We start from the raw sequence: 20,289 nt of genomic DNA, 5'->3' as shown, positions 1-20,289 counted from the left end.
TGCAAGGAAGGCTATGCCGTGACAGTTAGTTAGTAAGGAGAAGCAATGCGGCTTGGTGGACGCCTGCAGGCGGCAATCGAGGTTCTGGGCGATATCGAAGCGGGCAAACGCCCAGCTTCCGATGTGCTGAAGGACTGGGGTTCCGCTCATCGTTTCGCAGGCGCGGGCGACCGCGCGGTGATCGGCAACATCGTCTATGACGCACTGCGCCGCAAACTCTCCATCGCATGGCGCATGGATGCCGACGATGCGCGCGCTCTGGCCTTTGGCGCTTTGCTGGCCGATGGCGGCATGGATATTGCTGCCATCGACGCAGCGCTGGATGGCGACAAGTTCGCACCTGAAACGCTGGAACAGGCACGCCGTATCGCCTGGGAAAGCCGCGATAGCGCTGCCGCACCCGATTATGTTCAGGCCGATGTGCCGGAATGGTGCGCCGCTTCGCTTCAGGAGCTTTTTGGGTCGCGCTGGGTGGAAGAAGGCAAGGCGCTTGCCACCCGCCCGCCGGTCGATCTGCGCGTCAACAGCCTGAAGGCAAAGCCTGAACAGACACTCGCAGCGCTGGAAAAAGCAGGTGCTGCTCCCGCGCCATTTCTGGCGCAGGCATTACGCATTCCGCCGATCGAAGCGCTGGGCCGTCACCCGAATGTGCAGGGCGAACAGGCATTTCTCGATGGCTGGTTCGAAGTGCAGGATCTAGGTTCACAGCTCGCCGCACTTTTTGCTGGCGCAAAGCCCGGCGAGCAGGTTCTCGATTATTGCGCTGGTGCAGGCGGCAAGACGCTGGCCTTGGCAGCAGCCATGCAAAACAAGGGGCAGGTGCACGCCTATGATGCGGAGCGTGCGCGCCTTTCGCCTATGCATGAGCGCTTGCAGCGGGCTGGCGTGCGCAACACGCAGGTGCTTGGCAATCTGGATGCGCTCGATCCGCTCACCGGCCATATGGACCTTGTACTGACCGATGCGCCTTGCACCGGCTCCGGCACCTGGCGGCGCAGGCCGGACGCGAAGTGGCGTCTCAATGACCAGCAGCTGGAGCGCCGGGTTCAGGATCAACAGGAAGTGCTGGAAGCGGCCAGGCATTATGTGAAACCGGGCGGTCGTCTGGCCTATGTCACCTGTTCGCTGTTTGCAGAAGAAAACACGCGACAGGTCGCGCGCTTTCTGGCCGACAATCCTGATTTCACCGAAATGCCCGCGCAAGCGCTGTGGCAGTCGGTCGTGACGGATGCGAATGGCGCGGAACCGGTGTTTCCGTCGCATGGCAGTGTGTTTTCGCCATTGTCCACCGGCACGGACGGGTTTTATGTAAGTGTGATGAAGAAAGCGAATTAAGACAACGGGGAATAAATGTCAGCGCATCGCATAGCCGAACCGGACTTCAAGGAACGCGTCGAGGAAAGTTTCGGGCGGCAGGCCGCCATGAAACTGATCGGCGCAGAACTGACGCGATGCGAACCCGGTATTGTTGAAGTGGAAATGCCGTTCCGTGAGGAACTCACCCAGCATCACGGCATTCTCCACGCGGGCATGATTTCCGCGACGCTCGATTCTGCCTGCGGCTATGCGGCGCTGACCCTGATGCCCGCCGACGCGGCGGTGCTGACCATCGAATTCAAGGTCAATCTGCTGGCGCCCGGCAAGGGTGAACGCTTCCTGTTCCGTGGCGAGGTCACAAAGCCGGGCCGCACGATCATGGTCAGCGACGGGCAGGCTTTTGCCGTGACCGATACGGAAGTTCGCCTCATCGCCACGATGACCGGTACGATGATGGTCGTGCAGGATCGCAAAGGTTTGCAAGGATAGGGGTTGGCGCGCATGCTGAAGACTGTTGCCGGACGACGCCTGCTTTATGTCATGGCTGCCGACGCCGAATATGGGCGTCATCTGGCCAAGCTCTTCGATCCGCTGATGATCGGCGTCGGGCCGGTCGAGGCGGCGATCAATCTGTCCCGCGCGCTGTTCCGCATGGAAATCGACGGTGAGCAGCCCGATCTGGTGATTTCGCTCGGCTCGGCGGGGTCGGCAAAACTACCGCAGGCGGAAGTGTTTCAGGTCTCCGCCGTCTCCTATCGCGACATGGACGCCTCGCCGCTCGGCTTCGAAAAGGGGCTGACGCCATTTCTCGATCTGCCGAAGATGATCAAGCTGCCGTTTCAGGTGGAAGGTGTTGCCAGCGCCACGCTATCGACTGGCGCTAATATCGTTTCCGGCAAGGTCTATGAGACCATCGACGCGGATATGGTGGACATGGAAACATTCGCCTGCCTGCGCGCCTGCCAGATTCATGGCGTGCCCTTATACGGTCTGCGCGGCATTTCGGACGGCGCGGACGAGCTGCATCATGTCGGTGACTGGACGCAATATCTGCATATCATCGACGAGAAAATGGCTGTCGCAGTGGAAGAACTGGAAGCGGCTATTGCCGGTGGACTTTTGCCACCTCCTGACAATGGTGTGTCAGGATAGGCCCCATTCCTGTCACTGCGCTGTTGAGGGAAGTGCATATAATCCGTATATGCCCACCACATAAACATTGCATCCTCACCACTTTTTAAATAGATGCTGCACATGAGCACCACGGCACATCCTGACACAATCCTGATCATCGACTTTGGCAGCCAGGTCACGCAGCTGATTGCGCGACGTGTACGCGAAGCCAATGTCTATTGCGAAATCGTCCCGTTCCAGTCTGCGGAAGAGGCATTCCAGCGGTTGAAGCCGAAAGGCGTCATCCTCTCGGGCAGCCCGCATTCGACGACCGACATCGGCTCGCCACGCGCGCCGCAGGCGGTCTTCGACGAAGGCATTCCGGTTCTTGGCATCTGCTACGGCGAACAGACCATGTGCGCCCAGCTGGGCGGCAATGTCGAAAGCGGCCATGACCGCGAATTCGGTCGCGCCTTCCTCGACGTGCAGGAAGACAGCCCGCTTTTCGCCGGTATCTGGGCCAAGGGCACCCGCCATCAGGTCTGGATGAGCCACGGCGACCGCGTTACCGCACTCCCGGACGGTTTCACCATCATCGGCACCTCGCCGAATGCACCTTTCGCGGCCATTGCCGATGAAAAGCGCAAATATTACGGCGTGCAGTTCCATCCGGAAGTCGTGCATACGCCGGACGGCGCCAAGCTGTTGCAGAATTTCGTTCATCGTATTGTCGGCGTGAAGCCGGGCTGGACGATGGGCGCCTATCGCGAGCAGGCCGTCGAGGCGATCCGCAAGCAGGTCGGCAGCGGCAAGGTTATCTGCGCTCTCTCCGGCGGCGTGGATTCGTCTGTCGCAGCCCTTCTGGCGCATGAAGCCATTGGCGATCAGCTCACCTGTATCCTCGTTGATCACGGTCTGATGCGCAAAAACGAGGCGAGCCAAGTCGTGGAAATGTTCCGCGAACATTATAACCTTCCGCTGATCCTCGTGGACGCATCCGACCGCTTCATCGGCGCGCTGGAAGGCGAAAGCGATCCGGAAAAGAAGCGCAAGACGATTGGCCGTCTCTTTATCGAAGTGTTCGAGGAAGAAGCCAAGAAGCTCGGCGGCGCGGATTTCCTCGTGCAGGGCACGCTTTATCCGGACGTCATCGAAAGCGTTTCGTTCACAGGCGGCCCTTCGGTCACGATCAAGTCGCACCACAATGTGGGTGGCCTGCCCGAGCGCATGAAGATGCAGCTCGTTGAGCCGCTGCGCGAATTGTTCAAGGATGAAGTTCGCCTGCTCGGCAAGGAACTCGGCCTGCCGGACAGCTTCATCGGTCGCCACCCGTTCCCGGGTCCGGGCCTTGCCATCCGCTGCCCGGGCGGCATTACCCGCGACAAGCTGGAAATCTTGCGCGAAGCCGATGCAATCTATCTCGATGAAATCCGCAAGGCTGGCCTCTATGATGCCATCTGGCAGGCTTTTGCCGTTCTGCTGCCGGTGCAGACCGTCGGCGTGATGGGCGATGGCCGCACTTATGAATTCGTCTGCGCACTGCGCGCGGTGACTTCGGTGGACGGCATGACGGCGGATTTCTACCACTACGATATGAACTTCCTTGGCAATGCGGCCACCCGCATCATCAATGAAGTCCGCGGCATCAACCGCGTCGTCTACGACGTGACCTCGAAGCCGCCCGGCACCATTGAGTGGGAGTGATCCTGCGTCCGGCATCGACCGGCATCAAAGAGCACTAAAACACCTATAAGCCCGCGTAACTGCGGGCTTTTTTCATTATTGGCTTGGCACAGTCTGGCAAATTTTCGCATCGCCAAGCACCCGGTTTCTATGGCATGGTAGATGGTACGATTTGAACCTGATGCCATGTTCAGCAATCGATACCATGTTGCTCCTGATGGGGTAATCATGGTATTGAATTTATATAACGCATTGTTCCGTAATGTTTTTTTATAGGATGTGCGGGGCTTTTTGAGCATGGTATTTTTGAGAGGAAACCCAACCCGACCATGCTGACTGATACCAAGCTGCGCAACCTCAAGCCAAAGGACAAGCTCTACAAAGTGAATGACCGTGACGGCCTCTACGTGGCCATCACCCCTGCGGGTTCGATTTCGTTCCGCTACAACTACTCGATCCACGGCAGGCAAGAGACCATCACCTTCGGCCGCTACGGTGTCGGAGGGATCACGCTAGCGGAAGCCCGTGAACGGCTGGGCGAAGCCAAGAAGATGATCGCCTCAGGGAAATCTCCAGCCAAGGAGAAGGCCCGAGACAAAGCCCGCGTCAAGGATGCTGAGACATTCGGCGCGTGGGCCGAGAAGTGGTTGCGCGGCTATCAAATGGCAGATTCCACCCGCGACATGCGCCGTGGAACATACGAGCGGGAGCTAAAGCCGAAATTCAGCAACAGGAAACTGATAGAAATTACCCACGAGGACTTGCGGGCGCTTACTGATGCCATCGTAGAACAAGGCAGGCCATCAACGGCCGTGCTTTGCCGCGAAATTATGATGCAGGTCTTCCGCTGGGCTATCGAGCGTGGGCAGAAGGTTGAGAACCCGGCCGATCTGGTGCGCCCGTCAACTATCGCCAAGTTTGAGCCACGAGATCGAGCACTGACGCCAGATGAAATTGGCTTGATGTACCAGTACATGGAGCGCATTGGCACCACACCTTCGATCCGCGCGGCTGCCAAGCTGCTGTTGCTAACGATGGTTCGCAAAAGCGAACTGACCAACGCAACGTGGAACGAAATCAATTTCACCGACGCGCTCTGGACAATCCCCAAGGAGCGGATGAAGCGCCGCAATCCCCATTTGGTGTTCCTGTCTAGGCAGGCGCTCGACATTTTCATCGCTCTGAAAACCTTCGCGGGCGGCTCGGAGTACGTGCTGCCATCGCGCTATGACTCGGACTTGCCGATGAGCAGCGCCACGCTCAATCAGGTGCTCACGCTGACCTATCGTCTGGCCCAGAAGGAAGGGCAGTCGCTTGGCAAGTTCGGACCGCATGACCTGCGGCGCACAGCCAGCACGCTTCTACATGAGGCGGGCTATAACACTGACTGGATCGAGAAGTGCCTTGCGCACGAACAGAAGGGGGTTCGCGCCGTCTACAACAAGGCCGAGTACCGCGATCAGCGCCGGGCAATGCTTCAGGATTGGGCGGACATGATCGATGAGTGGACAATCAGGAAGCCCCGCCTCAAGGACTGATTCGGAGCCTTGAGACCTGCATTTTGTCGCGAAATGCCCACTTTGGTGGGCATTTTTTTTGTCCCGAAATAGACGTTTGTTGGACAATCTTTCTCTCCTAAATTTCCTTAAGAAAACTTCCGGAAAAACAAGAGATTGGGCGAATATCTCTGTCCCGAAACTATACGTTTGTCGGACGGTTAAGTCATTGATTTTGCAGGAAAAAATATCATCTAAGTGCTGGAATTTGCCGGAATTGTGTAGCAATAATTAAACCTCGGTTGATGACAAAACGAGGTATTAGGTGTGAAAAAAGAATTAAGGAGAGCAAGTAAAGTTCTCATTAGCAAAAAGCAGCTGCTGGAGATGATTCCGCTGTGCGAGCGCACGATCTACAACTTTGAAAAGCAGGGGAAATTCCCTCAGCGCATTGCACTCAGTAGCCGCAAGGTCGTGTGGGATTTGGCTGAGGTTGAGGCATGGATTGATGCGTGCAAACATTCCAGCCCGGCCCCTCGCCCCGGAATGGGGGCCTGAATTGTGGCGATGGACTTGATTGACTTACGGGCAGCGTTCGAGAACGAACCGCCCGCACTAGACTTTATTTGGCCGGGCTTCCTTGCTGGGACAGTAGGCGCGTTGGTGGCTCCCGGAGCCACGGGTAAGAGCTTCTGGGCGCTGGAAGCGGCAATGTCGGTTGCCTGTGCTTCAACCGTTGAAAGCAGAGCGGCCGGTGGTGACTTGGTAGGGCTTGCACCTGCGAAAGCTGGCCGCGTCGTCTATTACGCCGGAGAAGACCCCAAGCCAGCACTGATTGGGCGAATTCACTCTGTTGGCAAACACCTCGGTCAAGAAGCTCGCGAAGCCATCATAGAAAACCTCATGGTCGTGCCGATCATGGGAAAACTAATGGACGTCACGAAGAAAAATAAACGGTCCCAGATAATCAAGCAATGCGAAGGCGCTCGGCTAATCGTTCTGGACACATTGAGCCGTATTCATACCCTTGATGAGAATAGCAACGGCGATATGGCCCGGCTTGTCGCCATGCTTGAGGAAATTGCGACCATTACTAAAGCGTCAGTGCTTTATCTGCACCATGTCAGCAAAGGCAGCGCCCGCGACGGGCAGGCCGATCAGCAGCAGGCAGTACGTGGTGCCTCGGCTCTTGTCGATAATCCCAGATGGTGCGGGTTCGTCGCGAAAATGACTGACAAAGAAGCGCAGAACCATACGGACCGCGCCTATGACCGACAGCCTATCGGGGAAGACCGCCGGAAGTTCTTTGTCCGTTTTGGTGTCAGCAAACAGAACTATGCCGAAATTGACGACGATCGTTGGTATCAACGTCATGACGGCGGCGTGTTGCTGCCGGTGGAGTTGTTGGACGCCAAGCAAGAGGGTGCGGATCGGACCCGAGGCAAGGGCCATGCCGCAGCCGCATATTAGACCGGCTTACGCTCGGCTCGATCCTGCCCATGCGTTCGACGGACTATTCGTACCCACGAAGGGCAAGCCGCGCGGACGTTTGCTCGTGGAGCCGCGCCGCTTCGGTAGGCTCGAAATCGGCTTTCAAGGCTTCGAGCAGCTTGGAGCCGATGATCAATCGATCCTGCTGGCATTGACTGCTCAGCTTGGCATAGAGCGCCTTGTAATTGAAGCTACCCCAGTCGGGCCTGTCAGCAAACAGTTGCGCCTCGCGCTGGACTTTAACCGAGACGAAGGCGCACCGTTGGCGACCAAGCGCACCAGTCTGCGAAGCCTCCTGATCGACGCCGGATATCGAGACCCCGAAAGTGGAGCTGCGCTTGCAAGAGCGAAAAAGAGTCTCAACCGGCTGCGGGCAACACAAATTCGGGAAATCGATAGGGAAACGGGGTGGGATAGGGCCTGCAACCTTATTTCGCTTAGCTTCAACCATAAGAGCGGGGAAATTTATGTCGCCGCCAATCCTCGCCTGACGGGTGCGGTTTTTCACGGACAGCATGTCCGAGTCTCGTTGTTCGAGCGGAACGCACTGGAAACGGAGGTCGCCAAGCTGCTGCACTGCTGGCTATGCTCGAATATCCGACTTGGCCGAGCGCTGGGGAACGGCAATGGAGCACACCTCGACACCCTTGCGCCTCACGTCTGGGGCTTAGTGGCATGGGAGCGCTTCTCCGCGTCGGACCGCAGTAAAAGGCGCGGCCAGCTGCGAGCGGCATTGGATGAAATCGCAGAGCGCACATGCGGCCTGCAAGATGGAAGGGGCTGGGCCATCGACCAGACCAGCAGCGGGCTGGTGTTGGTCGGCCGCCCCAAGGTGCTGCCACTTCTTGAAAGCGAGCACGAAACGCCTCCCGCCGGAATGTACGGACTCACAAGTCAGTCCGACCGAGAACCGCCCTCCTTGTCAGATTGGACGCCGAATTGAATTACCCTCCCCCGGCGCAAGTGGAAACCACCCCCGGCGTAGGTGGAAACCACCCCCGGCGCAGGTGGAAACCACCCCCGGCGCAGGTGGCAATCCGCGAAGCCTCAAACATGGGCGCAAACCCTTGTGCCGTCTCGTCTGCGGCCGTTCTCTGGAATTCCGGTCTAAGAAGTTCTAAGGAACTTCTACCATGCGCGCTAAGCGCCGCGCCTTGATGGCGCAGCTCATCGCTTGCTGCTCTTGGTCGGCCTACGGCCGTTGGGCACCAAAAAAGGTAGGGCGGGCCTGCCGTCGCCGACGCGGCTAGTTCCGTGGATTACCCACCGGTCGCAGCACCTGGTCGATCCGTTGAAACCGGCAAAAAGACGATCAGGCACCAAAAAGGGAAGGGCAGGGCCAAAACCGGCACAAGGCCTCTAACGGCCTGCGAAAGCGTCCAAAATCCCTCCTGCATGGGTCGTGGCAGCGTCTTTTCAGTCTCGGAATGGTTTTGTGGCTGTCATGTGTGAAAACTTCTCACAGCGCGATACAGGCCATTTTTGCGGTGTGTAATAGACGGAGAAGCTGCGGCAGGAAAACAAAACCCCGCACTTAGGCGGGGTTGTGGGCTATGGAACTGGCTGTGCTCGTCAGCGATTGATGACCCTGCCTCGCTGCCGTTCTTCCTCTTCCATCTGAAGGATGGCCATTCTCACACGCTCTACCAGTACCACCTGATTCTTGCTGCCGAAAAGTGGCATGCGATTAAGCATACCCATGCCGCCGTAGAAATGCGCAGCGGCAGGCAGAGCCAATCGGTTCACACGATGCTGTAGTGCCGTGTACTGCTTATCCAGTTCATCGAGCTGCGGGCCGAAGCCTTTGCGTCGCAGCCATTGGCCAAGCGCCCACATACCAATACCGAGAACAAAAAAACCGCCGAGCATCATCAGGCCAAAAAATATATCGTTCATCATGATTACGTCTCCGATTGAGAGTTAACACTAGAAGCCATGCCGGGCACATTGAGCGCGCCGACGTCTCCGGTGCTAGTGGTGTCCGATGCCGGACGAATAATGTTGGATTCCGCTTGTGCAGTCGGCTCAGCGCCGTCATCAGGCGTTGGACTGTCACCGCCGGGGACTGGAGGGGGAGATCCGGTGCCCCCGAGCGAAAGCCCGTGGGAGCTTTCCATGCCGGGTACGCTGATAGCGCCCAGCACGCCAAGCGTCCGTGTGGCCACCTCGGCGCCCTGCGCAACAGCCTTGCCGTTGCCGCCAGTCCCTTCTTTTGGTGTCATCTGCCGTTGCTGCGCGACGGCTTGCTGACCCATATCGTCGTCACCACCCTTCGCAGCTTTTCCGGCCTGTTTGGCGGCTTGCTTCAAGCCGCTGCCTGATGCTTGGCTAGCAGGCGAAGCGGCCGCCGACACTGGATTCGCCGATCCTGACGCGGCACCACCCCCGACGCGAGAACCTACGGCCTTTGCGGTCGCACCGCTGCCCCCTCCTGTGCTTGCGCCAATTCCAGCGCTGCCGACGCCCGTCGCACCACCGATGCCCCCTGCGGTACTGCCGCCTGCCATGCTGGCGTTCAATGCGGAGGCCAGTCCACCACCCGCTGCACTGGCAGCGCCTCCGCCAGTTCCCGCGGCCCCTAGTGCTCCAGCAGCCGGGGCTGCTGCCCCAGCTGTTGCAACAGTAGCGATTGCGGCCGCCGCACCGGCTGCACCGGCTGCGGCCATGCCCCCAATTGCAGAGCCGCCGCCCATCGACGTGCCGCTAATCATGCCGCCGATCAGTTCAGGGATGGTTTTGGTCAGGTAAGCGCACACCAAAGACAGGCCGACCAAGGTCATCAACGACGCTTCGTCGTTGGTGTAGGCTGCCGACCATTCTGCGGAAACCTGCATGATCAGACCCACAATCAGAGTCAGGACAAACAGCTTGGCACCTACCGCAACGGCATAGCGAATGGGAGCCAGTGCATATTCGCGTGTCCATTGAGAGCCACCGAAACCCATGAACAGGACGGCGGCATTGATGATGACGTAGGCCTCTACGAGCGTCACGAACACCAGAGCCGCTATAAACGTGAAACACATCAGGACGATCAATGCAGATACGGCCACTACAACCGATGTGATTGGGCTGAACATCGAAACACCGGCCGTCAGCACCTGCCGTGAAAAGTCCACAGCAGTTGAGAACATATCCCCCGGCATCAGCTCCGCACTACCCAACCCTGCCGCGTGCGCCCCGGCCTGCCGGAAGCTGTTGACGATGGCCCCGCCCCACTCGGTCGCGTGCTCGAGCATCGCATAGAAGAACCCTATCACGAGGATGAATTTCACCAGCTCATGGAGGATGTCGCCCAGTTCAGCTCCGCGCATGACCAAAGGAGCAAAAGTCCAAACTAACTGGATGGCGGCAAGGCATCCCAAGAGCCACAAGGCGTAGTTATGCAGGCGCGGTGCCCATTGGTTTGAAGCGTTCTGAATCAGCCGCAGAAGGCTGTTCATAGACGTGTTGCTCTGCGCCAAATCGACCCCGGCAGCCATCGCACTAGTTGCAGATAGCAAGAGCGCCGCGCCGACAAGTGCGAAAACGGTTGAGCGTCGCATAGTCAGAACCCCTCAGACGGGCCGCGAGTGTTTGGGCGGCTGCGGAATTGGTCATCCTGATGGCCATTGCCGACCGCTGCGCATTCCGGCGCGGCGGTGTTCGTGACGACTACGGCCGTCAGTGCCGACCCACCAAGGGCCGAGACGAGGCAGAGGGCGGCAATCAGCGCCTTAGAAATCATCATGGTTAGAACCCCTCAGACGGGCCGCGTGTATTTTCACGGCTGCGGAATTGCTGTTCGGAGGCATCGCTAACGGACTGTCGTTCGTTTTGCTGCGCCATGTAGTTGCCTTGCAGGGTGATTTGTGTGGCCACCAGATCGCGCAGCTTCTGGAGCTGCTGCACATTCTGCGCCGCAATCTCGTTCCCTGCTTGAATGGCCTGCTGCCGACCAACGGCCGACTGCGAACGGCTTACCAACTGATCCAGCATTGCGTTTTCATCGCCGAAAGTGCTGGTATTTACGCCTGCGGCTTGCAAGGCCGTGCGGGCGTTATCGAAGCCGGATTTCGACCAATCCCGATAGCGCTGCGGAATGTTGTTCTGTCCTTGGCCAATCGAGTTCAGATAGCTGTCATAGCCCTTGAACTGTTGGCGGAACTGTTCATCCAGATTGCTGATGTTACGGCCGAGCGATTGCGCCGAGCTATAGACGCTCACTACACGCTGAAGGTCGCCAGTGATGGTGTTGAATATGCGGCTGGGCAGTGACATGCCCTGCTTAATCATGTTGTCGTACTGCTGGATCTGCGTCTGCAACTGCTGCGCGGTGTTTAGTTGCGTGTTGACCGCTTCGGCGTACTCGTACATCTGCTGATAGAAGGTCGAGCAGTTCGAGCAGTAGATGGCATAGGCCGGAGTCGGTGCCATGTAGAGACTTACACCAAGGCCTGCGCTTGCCATTGCCAGAGCGAGCGCCGCGCCTCGACCGAATTTTCGGGCGGCATAAGTCGACGTTTTTTGCGATTCCATTTCCATACCGAATACCTCATTTTGTCATCGTCCGAGGTTTGATTATTGACCGATATGGAGCGGTTTTAAATATGCAGATAATCTTGTATCCGCATAGAATTCAATGATTTATGTCCGTAAACTGTCCGTCAATCTTCACGAGATTGTTTCTCAACACTATGATTTTGATCGCGTTTTTTCATGACGAGCGGAACGGGCTTGGCTGTCCGTTTTGATACGTTTTGCGAACAAAAAAAGCCCACCGAAGTGAGCTTTTGATAAGCCGGTGCGTGGCGTCAGTGGGCCGCGTAATAGGGATTCTGTACGCGATAGAGGTCACGCTCTGTTTCAGGGATGTGCAACGTTTCAAGGTGCCACTCTTCGAGTAAAGAAGCCAGCTCGGCCGCAATGCGCTGGGCTTCCATAACGCTCTTGCTAGGCCGCCCACTGGCTCGACCGAGGCAGGCTTGCAGTTCGTTGAGTTGATTGGCCAATGCGCTGATGCGGTGAGCTGTCTTCATGATCAATTCCCCTTGCTGATCCTTTCCACGATTCTGTCGAATTCTTCCCGGACTTGATCGTCCGTCAGTTCAAGATTAACCAATCCTGACTTTATTGCAATTCTTCCGATTCGTTCGGCTGCCTCATTGTCAAGTTTTGCCAGCCTTGCTTTTGCAGTTTCAAGCTCCGAAAGCGCATCAGCTCGCCGCTCTGAAAGTGTCTTTCTGGCCAATTCATCCACTCCTCTTTGGTGCCATTTTGGCTTTACGCCGTTGAATGTAATTGCATTCTAGCGACCGACCACAGGTTTGACCATATCGGGAACATCAGCTTTTGCGAGGCTTATAAGACGCCACAACTGGCTGGCTCTGCTTGATGTACCGTGTGACGTATTTCGTGAACTGGGTGTATCCAATATCGAGCCGATCCTCGAACGTCTCAAAAATCCACGTCAATGGCACGCCACGTTCGTGCTCCCTTCGTACATCCTCAAGAACTGCTACGAACGATGCACGACCACGACGCGAAGCGTGACGTTTTGCATCTTGATTTTCATGGTCTCTCATCTCCGTTCTCCGTTATCTCGTTTCTGTTCCGAATAGTGTATCTGCCAGAGAAAAATAGGGCAATTTTGGGAAATTCGTTTCGGTCACAAGGCAACTTTAGGCAACTTTAGTAAACTGAAGGCAATTCAAGGAAAATCAACGCGACTGTCATCAGTGAATCTGGCAATTTGTATTAAATTGCCTAAAATTGCACTGAGCAGTACGGCAAGATGTGTGTTGTAGGCCTACGCTGCTACGCAGCTAGGGCCTCCACCACCGTCCCTTACTCGCCTGCGGCTCGACGGCATCCTGCTCTGCGAGGCTGACGGTCGCTGCCGCGTCTCACCAATCGCGCTTAGAGTTTTGGATAAAAGAGGACAAAGCACCAAAGGGAGAAGCGGATCGTCCAAGGGGTTGTCCTGCTCTGCATCCCTGAGAGCGGTAGGGCTGAATCGGCAGATATGGTCTCGGGCTGACCTTGAAGCGGTATGCGAGCTTGTGAAGCTGAATGGAAATCTCGGGCGGGTAGCTGGACTGCTAAAATTGTGGTTGTTGCCGCGCTGAGGGGAAGGCGCACATCCAATAGACGTGGAGAATCTGATGATTGAGTTCAGCGTTATGCAGCCAGAAAATCAGAGCCAAAATGAGCCAAGTTGTTTTCGCGCGTAAATAGCCACGCGAGTGGTTCTGTTCCGGTGTTTTTTTTGCTATTTTCTGGTTAAAATGGCGTTTGATTAAACTACTTTTTCGGGTGTGGAACGAGGGGCGATGTTATGGCTTGGGGATCCTGTTTCAGTCGGCCCGTTTAGATGAGTGCTAATCCTGCAAATAATTATGCATGTGTGTTCGGTTAACGCTACACGCAAAACTCGCGCACTGATTGCGAAGGATCAATGATAAAACGGAGCGTAGCGCTGATGCACTTTCAATTTGAAAATCTCGGCTTACTGGATCAGGTTGACCTGGAGCTAGCTAATCTCACGCTTATATGCGGAGAAAATAACACGGGTAAAACTTACGCAACTTATGCAGTGTATGGTTTTTTGCGCAGTTGGAGGCAAATACTTCGTGTAGTTATAGAAGACGAAATTGACACCCTTTTAAAAGATTCTGATCAATATCGTATCGATCTTGGGGCGATGTTCGATGGAAAGATCGACGACTACTTGAAAAGAATGGGTAAAATTTATGTCGGCGGATTGCCGAGAGCGTTCGCTACCCAAGCTGAGATATTTGAAAAAACAGTATTCATACCAAGTGCTTGCCTTGAAACTGATATTTCAAGTAAGGCGTTTCAACGAACCGTGAAGGCTGGCACGGGGGGGAAAGTTCTTGCCACCTTAACCAAAGAATCCGATAGCGTTATGCTTGAAGTGTTGGTGGCGGATGAAGAAGTTATCATGCGCCCTTTCGGAGGGCTAACCGATTTCATCGTAGACGCTATTGCTGAGATTGTCTTCGCGCAGCATTTGCCTAGAGTTCACATATCCAGTGCCGAAAGAACGGGAGCAGCAATTTTCCGTAAAGAGCTAGATATGGCTCGCACTCGTATGCTTAAGGCCATAAATCAGATTGATTCAAAAGAACTCAGAAGAAATCCTTTTAAGATACTTCAAGAAATTGAGACTGATTATGCGTGGCCAGTTGAAGATAACGTTGATTTTGTCAGACAGCTTGAGGATATTGACAAGAGAACCGGGGAGCTGGCAGCGCATAATCCTGAATTATTAGTCGCTTTCGACACCATCATCGGTGGCAGTTATAAGGTTGTAAAACAAGAGCTTGTCTATCAGGCGAAAGGTGCAGGTAAACAGCGCTTTACGATGAATGAGGCGTCGAGTTGTATTCGCGCCCTGCTGGATGTTGGTTTCTACTTGCGATGCCGAGCGCGCTCCGGTGATATTTTTATCATTGATGAGCCGGAACTGAATCTTCATCCCAAGAATCAGCGAGCTTTTGCTCGGCTTGTGGCGCGTATGGTCAACGCAGGTATCAAAGTATTCATTACGACTCACAGCGACTACTTGGTAAAAGAGTTAAATACACTGATCATGCTGCATCAAAGAACAGAACATACGAGATCTGTTCAACAGCAATACAAGTATGCAGATGAAGAACTTCTTGATCCGGCAGTTGTTCGACTTTACATGACAGCAACAATAGCAAAGCCCTCAACTGGTGCTGGTCGGCGCGGTAAAGTAAGGACGCTGAAGCTGGCTAATATCTACCCTGATCGCGGAATTGAGGTAGAAACTTTTGATGACACTATTGAGGTCATGAATGCCATACAAGGTGAAATTTTGTATGGGGGTGACCTCTGATGCCTTTAGTTGCGGAGCTTGAAGCGTTACGATTATCGCTTTCATGCTGTACATACCGTGGTGATCAACACACGAACATATTGATTAAAGAGGACGACGCCCTCGCTAAGTTAAAACAAGTGAAACTACTGGCTCCGAATGGGGAATGGTTCAGTTTTAATCCTGATAAAGGGCGCGGGAGGAACGCACTAATGTCGCCACTTTTGACGGCTGGCAATGGGCATGACCATCACCGGGCTTGTGATTGTGTTGTACTGATCGCAAAGGAAAGGGAGTTAACTGCGCTCTACATAGATCTGAAGTCGGGTAATCCGGTTGGGTACTGCGGTCAATTCAAGAGTACGCGGCAGTTTGTTCGTTATGCATTGGGTTTGTTGGAAGATTTTTATGGTCATAAATTTTCGTTGCAAGAGCGTTTTGTGATTCTTTATGGTGGAAAACCGGCCCTTTTGCAAAAAAAACCAACTGTACCTAAACTTGAGAAGATTGGGAAAACGCTGCCAGATAAGCCTTACAAGCGTGAAGTATTCAATGCCAGCACTCTTTATCTAAAAGAGCTGCTGACCTAACTTCTGATGAATTAGCTGCTCGGTTTAATTAGATAACGGTTATTTGGAATGAAAGACCGTGAGCATGATGAGGTTGTGGCTCAGAATTTTCGAGCCGATCCAATCTATTCACTTCAACTCTTAGATGAGGTTATTCGCGACGGGGATCACTCCGAGCTGGCTATCCTGTTGAGGCAGATAAACAGAGCGTTTGGACACGGTTCCTGTGCAGAATCTCAGCCATCCATATGATTCAGGAATGGTATTTTTCATGGTTTTGTGAAGTGATGAGTGTTTATCTCATTGAATTTTAATGATTAAAAATGGTAATTGATAATTGAGTGGAATAATCCCGCAATAGTTTAAAAACAAAACCGCCGGAGTTCAAAATTCCGGCGGTTTTGTTTTGATGGGCATAGAGCACACCCCGAAAAGTGTCAGCGATTTTCGGATAAGATTTGCTCAAGCAAAAACTGTTCAGGGATATTGCGCGCCGGTCACGGTGAGATAGACCGCATAAAGCGACTTCGTGGCCGTGATGAACAGGCGGTTGCGGCGGGGGCCGCCGAAGGTCACATTGGCGACCGTCTGCGGCGTCTTGATCTTGCCGAGCAGCGTGCCTTCCGGCGAGAAACAATGCACACCATCGCCCGCGCTGGTCCACAGATTGCCATCCGTATCGAAGCGGAAGCCGTCCGGCAGGCCGTTGTCGATGGTGCAGAATATGCCGCCGCCCGTCACGCGCTTGCCGCCATCCACAACGTCGAAAACGCGGATATGGCGCGGCGCATTCTCGTCGTGGCTGTAGGCGCTGTCGGCAACATAAAGCTTCGTCTCGTCCGGCGAGAAAGCAAGGCCATTCGGCTGGTGGAAATCGGTGACGACGGAGTCGATTTCGCCGGTCTTCGGGTCGAGGCGATAGACATTGCGCGTCGGCTGTTCCGGGTCGGACTTGTAGCCTTCATAATCCGCCAGAATGCCGTAGGTCGGATCGGTGAACCACACCGTTCCGTCCGAGCGCACGATGACATCGTTTGGCGCATTCAGCTTTTTGCCCTGATAGCTGTCGGCTAGCACGGTGATGCTGCCATCTGGCTCCGTGCGCGTGACGCGACGACCGCCATGCTCGCAAGTGACGAGGCGTCCCTCGCGGTCGCGCGTATTGCCGTTGGAGAAATTGGACGGATTGCGGAACACCGAAACGCCACCGCCAACTTCGCTGCCCGACACCCAGCGCAGGATGCGCTGGTTCGGGATATCGCTCCACAAGAGGCAGTTCAGGTCGTTGAACCAGACTGGGCCTTCCGCCCAGCGGCAGCCGCTATAAAGTTCGTCCAGATCGGCGCTCGGCACGATCATCTGCTTGAAACGTTCGTCGTGGATTTCGTAGATCGAAACAGTCTGAGACAAGGGAGGTACTCCGAGAAATTTTAACGCTCTGCCCGGCGACTGCTGGCAAGGAAGATCACCGCGATGATGGTGAGGCCAGTCAGCACGAGGCGAACACCGGCGCCAAAGCCGTAGGTGTTGAGCATCGAGACTATGAGGAACATGAAGAGCGCGGCACCCCAAATACCAGGGATGTTGGAATCGCCGCCCGCAACCGCCGTACCGCCGATGATGACCACGGCAATCGACATCAGCAGATATTCCGCGCCCATGTTTAGCGCCGCGCCGCCGGAAAAGCAGGCCAGCAGAAAGCCGCAGAGCGAGGCCAGCACCGCGCAGAGCAGATAGGTGACGAAGCGTGTGCCATCGACCGGAACGCCTGCCATGCGGGCTGCGAAGGGGTTCTGGCCGATTGCCGAAATCCAGCGTCCATAGATGCTCTTCTTCAAAAGCACCCAGCCGATCAGCGACAGGATCAGCGCCACGATGGCGACATTGGGAATGCCGAGCGTGGAGGCGGTGGTAAACTGCGCAAGGCTTTCCGGCGGCTTCACGCGCAGTCCGCGATTGCTCCAGATGGCGGTGGACTGGATCAGGAAGCTCATCGACAGGGTGGCAATAATGGGCGGAATGCGCAGGAGCTTGATCAGCGCATAGTTGCAGATGCCGATGGCAAGTCCGATCAGCAGCGCCACGGCAAGGCCTGCCAGAATCATGCCGTCCTGTGAGTCCATCAGCTTCAGCGCCAGCGTTGCGGCAAGCGTCATGTTGGCAGGTACCGACAGGTCGATATTGCCGGGGCCGAGCGTGATGACGAACATCTGCCCGAGACCAACAATCACCGAGAAGGAGGCAAAGGTGAAGGCCGCATGCGACAGGCCTTGTGCGCCCGCGCCGCCGGTGAAGAGAATGGTGATAATCCACACCGCAGCGGTCGCGATAAACGACCATATCCACGGACGACTGGTGAGAATGGCAAGGCCGTTCATTGCTTTTTCTCCCTCTTTTCGAGGCGATTGAGGAAGAGGCGCAAGGCCAGCACCACGATGAGAATGCCGCCCTGCGCGCCGATCTGCCAGTCCGGCGAGATGCGCATGAAGGAGAGGAACGAGCCGGCGAGTGTCAGCGTCAGCGCGCCGATCACGGCGCCAATGGGCGAGACGCGGCCGCCAACGAACTCACCGCCGCCCAGAATGACGCCCGCGATGGAAAGCAGCGTATAACGTAACGCGATATTGGCATCCGCCGAGGTGGTGAGGCCAACCAGCGCGATCCCGGCCAGCACGGCAAAAAAGGCGGCCAGCGCATAGGTCGCAGCGCGGATGGCCGTGACCGACCAGCCTGCGCGCTCGATGGAGCGGGTATTGCCGCCCGCGCCACGCATCAGCACGCCGAAGGTCGAGCGCATGACGATGAAATGCGTGACGACGGCAATCACGGTGCTGGCGACGATGGCCATCGGGATGAATGGCGGCTTGGCTGTCATGATCCAGCGCGCCCAGTCCGGTGCCTGTCCGCCGGGCGAGGGCAAGAGAAGCACGGCGAGGCCGCCCCAGACGAAGCTCATGCCGAGCGTTACGACGATGGAAGGCAAATTGCGCAAATGAATGATTGCGCCCAGCGCCGCATAGGCGGCAATGGCCGCGGCGAGGATCAATATGCCGATGACGGGCGCGGTGTTGAGATAGGTCGCAGCGACGCAGACGACGAAGCTCACAAACGTCCCCATCGACAGATCGAGGTCGTTGACCGCCATGATCAGCATCTGTGCGATGGTGGCCAATGCGATGGGAACCGCAAGGTTGAACAGAAGGTTCAGCCCCGTATAGCTCATGGCGCGTGGCTGCATGTAGAAGACGGCGGCCAGCAGCAGGACCAGCGAGAACACCGGCGTCAGCAGGCGGATGGAAGAGGAGGAGAGGCGCATTATTCGTGCCCTCCCTCGAAGGATGCGGCTAGCACGTTCTTTTCCGTAATGTCTTCGCCGGTCAGTTCCGCAACGATAGCGCCGTCGCGGAAAACATAGACGCGGTCACAAAGTTCGATTTCATCCATTTCGGTGGAGTACCAGACGAAGGTGCGTCCGTTTTCGGCCTCATGGCGCAGGATTTCATAGACTTCCTGCTTGGTGCCGACATCGACGCCGCGCATCGGATCGTCCATCAAAATGGCGTTGGCGCTGGTTGCCAGCGCGCGGGAAAAAAGCACCTTCTGCTGGTTGCCGCCCGACAGCGACAGGATGCGGTTGCCCATATCCGGTGTGCGGATCTGAATGCGGTCTTTCCACTGGCCGCCCAGCGTGTCTTCGCGCTTCTGGTCAACGAGCTTTGCCGACGACAGCCGGTCCAGCGAGCCGATGGTGAGATTGTGCAGAATGCTCCACAGCGGGAAAGTGCCGTTCAGGCTGCGGTCGCCCGCCACGAATGCGATTTCGCATGTGCGGGCCGGAACCCAGTTTGGCCGCCGCGCATAGTAAAGGTCGAGCAGCATCTTGGTCTGCCCGTGTCCGGCGAGACCGGCAAGGCCGATGACTTCGCCCTTGAACGCCTGAAACGGCTTGATGTCGCTGGCGCGCTTGGCAAAGGACAGAACGGGCGTGCCGCTCGCATCCGCTTTCGCAACGCGCCGCGCTGCCTTTTCGCGCTCGACGCTGCCCATGGCTTCAACGAGGCTGCGATTGGTGAAATCTTTTGCCGCGCGGTTGGCGACGACCTTGCCGTCCTTCATCACCACGATGCGGTCGGAGGTGGAGAGAATTTCGCCCAGCATATGCGAAATGAGAATAACGGAGCCGCCCGTGCCGACAAAACGACGTACATAGGCCATCAGCTGCGCAGCAATGCCTGCGTCGAGCGAGGAGGTCGGTTCGTCCAGAATGACGAGCTTCGGTGCGGTGCCGGGCGCGGTGAAGTTGATGGCGATTTCGACCATCTGCCGCTCGGCGATGGAAAGCTCATCGATGGTGGAAGTGCAGTCGATCTTGTGGCCGGGGAAAATCTCGTCGAGCTTCTTGGCGATCAGTTCAACGGCCTTACCGCGCCAGTTCGCGCCGGTCAGGTCGCGTTGCATGATGCGGACATTTTCCGCAATGGTGAGGTTTGGAAACAGCGACAATTCCTGAAACACGCAGCGCACGCCGTGCTTACGCGCGGTCACAACGCCATGCCCCGGTTCGCCGTGATAGGAAATGCTGCCTTCATGCGGGGAAAGCCCGCCATTGATGACATTGACGATGGTGGATTTGCCTGCGCCATTATGGCCGACCAGCCCCACACATTCGCCTTCGCGGATCACGAGTTCGGCGCCATCCAGTGCTTTTACCGCACCGAACTGCACGCGAATATTGCGCGCGGCGACGACCTCCTGTTTCTCTGCTGTTTCTGTCATA

21 protein-coding genes are annotated in these 20,289 nt (G+C 56.2%); 11 read left to right on the top strand and 10 right to left on the bottom strand.

The genetic code is table 11. The annotated features are described in order from the left end of the window. Positions 1–45 precede the first annotated feature (45 nt). The 8 genes from WIX40_RS05245 (at position 46) to repC (ending at position 8,043) form a co-directional block, all read left to right on the top strand. Complete coding sequence (locus WIX40_RS05245; protein ID WP_339438954.1) at positions 46–1,335, top strand: RsmB/NOP family class I SAM-dependent RNA methyltransferase; 1,290 nt, start codon at positions 46–48, stop codon at positions 1,333–1,335. A gap of 15 nt (positions 1,336–1,350) precedes the next feature. Then, positions 1,351–1,806 (top strand): PaaI family thioesterase, encoded by a 456-nt coding sequence (locus WIX40_RS05240; protein ID WP_339438952.1) that lies wholly within the window; start codon positions 1,351–1,353, stop codon positions 1,804–1,806. 12 nt (positions 1,807–1,818) lie between these two features. After that, positions 1,819–2,469, top strand: coding sequence for a 5'-methylthioadenosine/S-adenosylhomocysteine nucleosidase (locus WIX40_RS05235; protein ID WP_339438950.1), 651 nt, complete (start codon positions 1,819–1,821; stop codon positions 2,467–2,469). Positions 2,470–2,571: 102 nt separating this feature from the next. Then, on the top strand, positions 2,572–4,134 hold the full coding sequence (gene guaA, locus WIX40_RS05230; RefSeq protein ID WP_109368051.1) for a glutamine-hydrolyzing GMP synthase: 1,563 nt from the start codon (positions 2,572–2,574) through the stop codon (positions 4,132–4,134). A 308-nt stretch (positions 4,135–4,442) separates the two neighbouring features. After that, positions 4,443–5,651 (top strand): tyrosine-type recombinase/integrase, encoded by a 1,209-nt coding sequence (locus WIX40_RS05225; protein ID WP_339438947.1) that lies wholly within the window; start codon positions 4,443–4,445, stop codon positions 5,649–5,651. Positions 5,652–5,936: 285 nt separating this feature from the next. Next, positions 5,937–6,167 carry a helix-turn-helix transcriptional regulator gene (locus WIX40_RS05220; protein ID WP_032422607.1) on the top strand — a complete coding sequence of 77 codons (231 nt, stop codon included), beginning with the start codon at positions 5,937–5,939 and terminating at the stop codon, positions 6,165–6,167. A gap of 9 nt (positions 6,168–6,176) precedes the next feature. After that, positions 6,177–7,079, top strand: a complete 903-nt coding sequence (locus WIX40_RS05215) for a helicase RepA family protein (RefSeq protein ID WP_036943915.1) — start codon at positions 6,177–6,179, stop codon at positions 7,077–7,079. Then, a complete protein-coding gene (gene repC, locus WIX40_RS05210; RefSeq protein ID WP_339438945.1) occupies positions 7,060–8,043 on the top strand; it encodes a replication protein C, IncQ-type in 984 nt (327 codons plus the stop codon). Before WIX40_RS05215 ends, repC begins: the two co-directional genes overlap by 20 nt. A 629-nt stretch (positions 8,044–8,672) precedes the next feature. Here repC and WIX40_RS05205 read toward each other — a convergent pair. From WIX40_RS05205 to WIX40_RS05180, 6 genes are all read right to left on the bottom strand, one after another. After that, positions 8,673–8,999 carry a hypothetical protein gene (locus tag WIX40_RS05205; protein WP_000980636.1) on the bottom strand — a complete coding sequence of 109 codons (327 nt, stop codon included), beginning with the start codon at positions 8,997–8,999 and terminating at the stop codon, positions 8,673–8,675. Between the two features lie 2 nt (positions 9,000–9,001). Beyond that, on the bottom strand, positions 9,002–10,645 hold the full coding sequence (gene trbL, locus WIX40_RS05200; protein ID WP_339438943.1) for a P-type conjugative transfer protein TrbL: 1,644 nt from the start codon (positions 10,643–10,645) through the stop codon (positions 9,002–9,004). Positions 10,646–10,647: 2 nt separating this feature from the next. Further along, entirely contained in the window at positions 10,648–10,830 is a 183-nt protein-coding gene (locus tag WIX40_RS05195) for a hypothetical protein (RefSeq protein ID WP_000973507.1), read from the bottom strand. A gap of 2 nt (positions 10,831–10,832) precedes the next feature. Then, the gene (gene trbJ, locus WIX40_RS05190) at positions 10,833–11,624 is read right to left on the bottom strand and encodes a P-type conjugative transfer protein TrbJ (RefSeq protein WP_339438941.1); all 792 of its coding nucleotides are present in this window, start codon (positions 11,622–11,624) and stop codon (positions 10,833–10,835) included. 269 nt (positions 11,625–11,893) lie between these two features. Beyond that, entirely contained in the window at positions 11,894–12,118 is a 225-nt protein-coding gene (locus WIX40_RS05185) for a hypothetical protein (RefSeq protein ID WP_000844753.1), read from the bottom strand. 2 nt (positions 12,119–12,120) lie between these two features. Beyond that, the gene (locus WIX40_RS05180; RefSeq protein ID WP_339438938.1) at positions 12,121–12,339 is read right to left on the bottom strand and encodes a TraC family protein; all 219 of its coding nucleotides are present in this window, start codon (positions 12,337–12,339) and stop codon (positions 12,121–12,123) included. A gap of 667 nt (positions 12,340–13,006) precedes the next feature. On the opposite strand from WIX40_RS05180, the gene WIX40_RS23665 reads away from it, so the two are divergent. The 3 genes from WIX40_RS23665 (at position 13,007) to WIX40_RS05170 (ending at position 15,533) form a co-directional block, all read left to right on the top strand. Continuing rightward, positions 13,007–13,207: a plasmid mobilization protein gene (locus tag WIX40_RS23665; protein ID WP_371834121.1), complete on the top strand. Its 201-nt coding sequence runs from the start codon at positions 13,007–13,009 to the stop codon at positions 13,205–13,207. Between the two features lie 329 nt (positions 13,208–13,536). Further along, positions 13,537–14,964, top strand: a complete 1,428-nt coding sequence (locus WIX40_RS05175) for an AAA family ATPase (protein WP_339438936.1) — start codon at positions 13,537–13,539, stop codon at positions 14,962–14,964. After that, a complete protein-coding gene (locus tag WIX40_RS05170; RefSeq protein ID WP_171886650.1) occupies positions 14,964–15,533 on the top strand; it encodes a hypothetical protein in 570 nt (189 codons plus the stop codon). The genes WIX40_RS05175 and WIX40_RS05170 overlap by 1 nt, the downstream gene beginning before the upstream one ends. Before the next feature lie 456 nt (positions 15,534–15,989). On the opposite strand, the gene WIX40_RS05165 is transcribed toward WIX40_RS05170, so the two are convergent. From WIX40_RS05165 to WIX40_RS05150, 4 genes are all read right to left on the bottom strand, one after another. Further along, positions 15,990–16,871, bottom strand: coding sequence for an SMP-30/gluconolactonase/LRE family protein (locus WIX40_RS05165; protein ID WP_339440946.1), 882 nt, complete (start codon positions 16,869–16,871; stop codon positions 15,990–15,992). A gap of 71 nt (positions 16,872–16,942) precedes the next feature. Next, positions 16,943–17,890, bottom strand: a complete 948-nt coding sequence (locus WIX40_RS05160; protein WP_171317923.1) for an ABC transporter permease — start codon at positions 17,888–17,890, stop codon at positions 16,943–16,945. Then, positions 17,887–18,828 (bottom strand): ABC transporter permease, encoded by a 942-nt coding sequence (locus WIX40_RS05155; protein WP_339438932.1) that lies wholly within the window; start codon positions 18,826–18,828, stop codon positions 17,887–17,889. Before WIX40_RS05155 ends, WIX40_RS05160 begins: the two co-directional genes overlap by 4 nt. Then, positions 18,828–20,288, bottom strand: coding sequence for a sugar ABC transporter ATP-binding protein (locus WIX40_RS05150; protein ID WP_339438930.1), 1,461 nt, complete (start codon positions 20,286–20,288; stop codon positions 18,828–18,830). Before WIX40_RS05150 ends, WIX40_RS05155 begins: the two co-directional genes overlap by 1 nt. Between the last annotated feature and the right edge of the window lies 1 nt (position 20,289).

The organism is Ochrobactrum teleogrylli, from assembly GCF_037482325.1.
Classification (GTDB): domain Bacteria; phylum Pseudomonadota; class Alphaproteobacteria; order Rhizobiales; family Rhizobiaceae; genus Brucella; species Brucella teleogrylli.
This window is presented reverse-complemented; position numbering and strand designations above follow the sequence as displayed.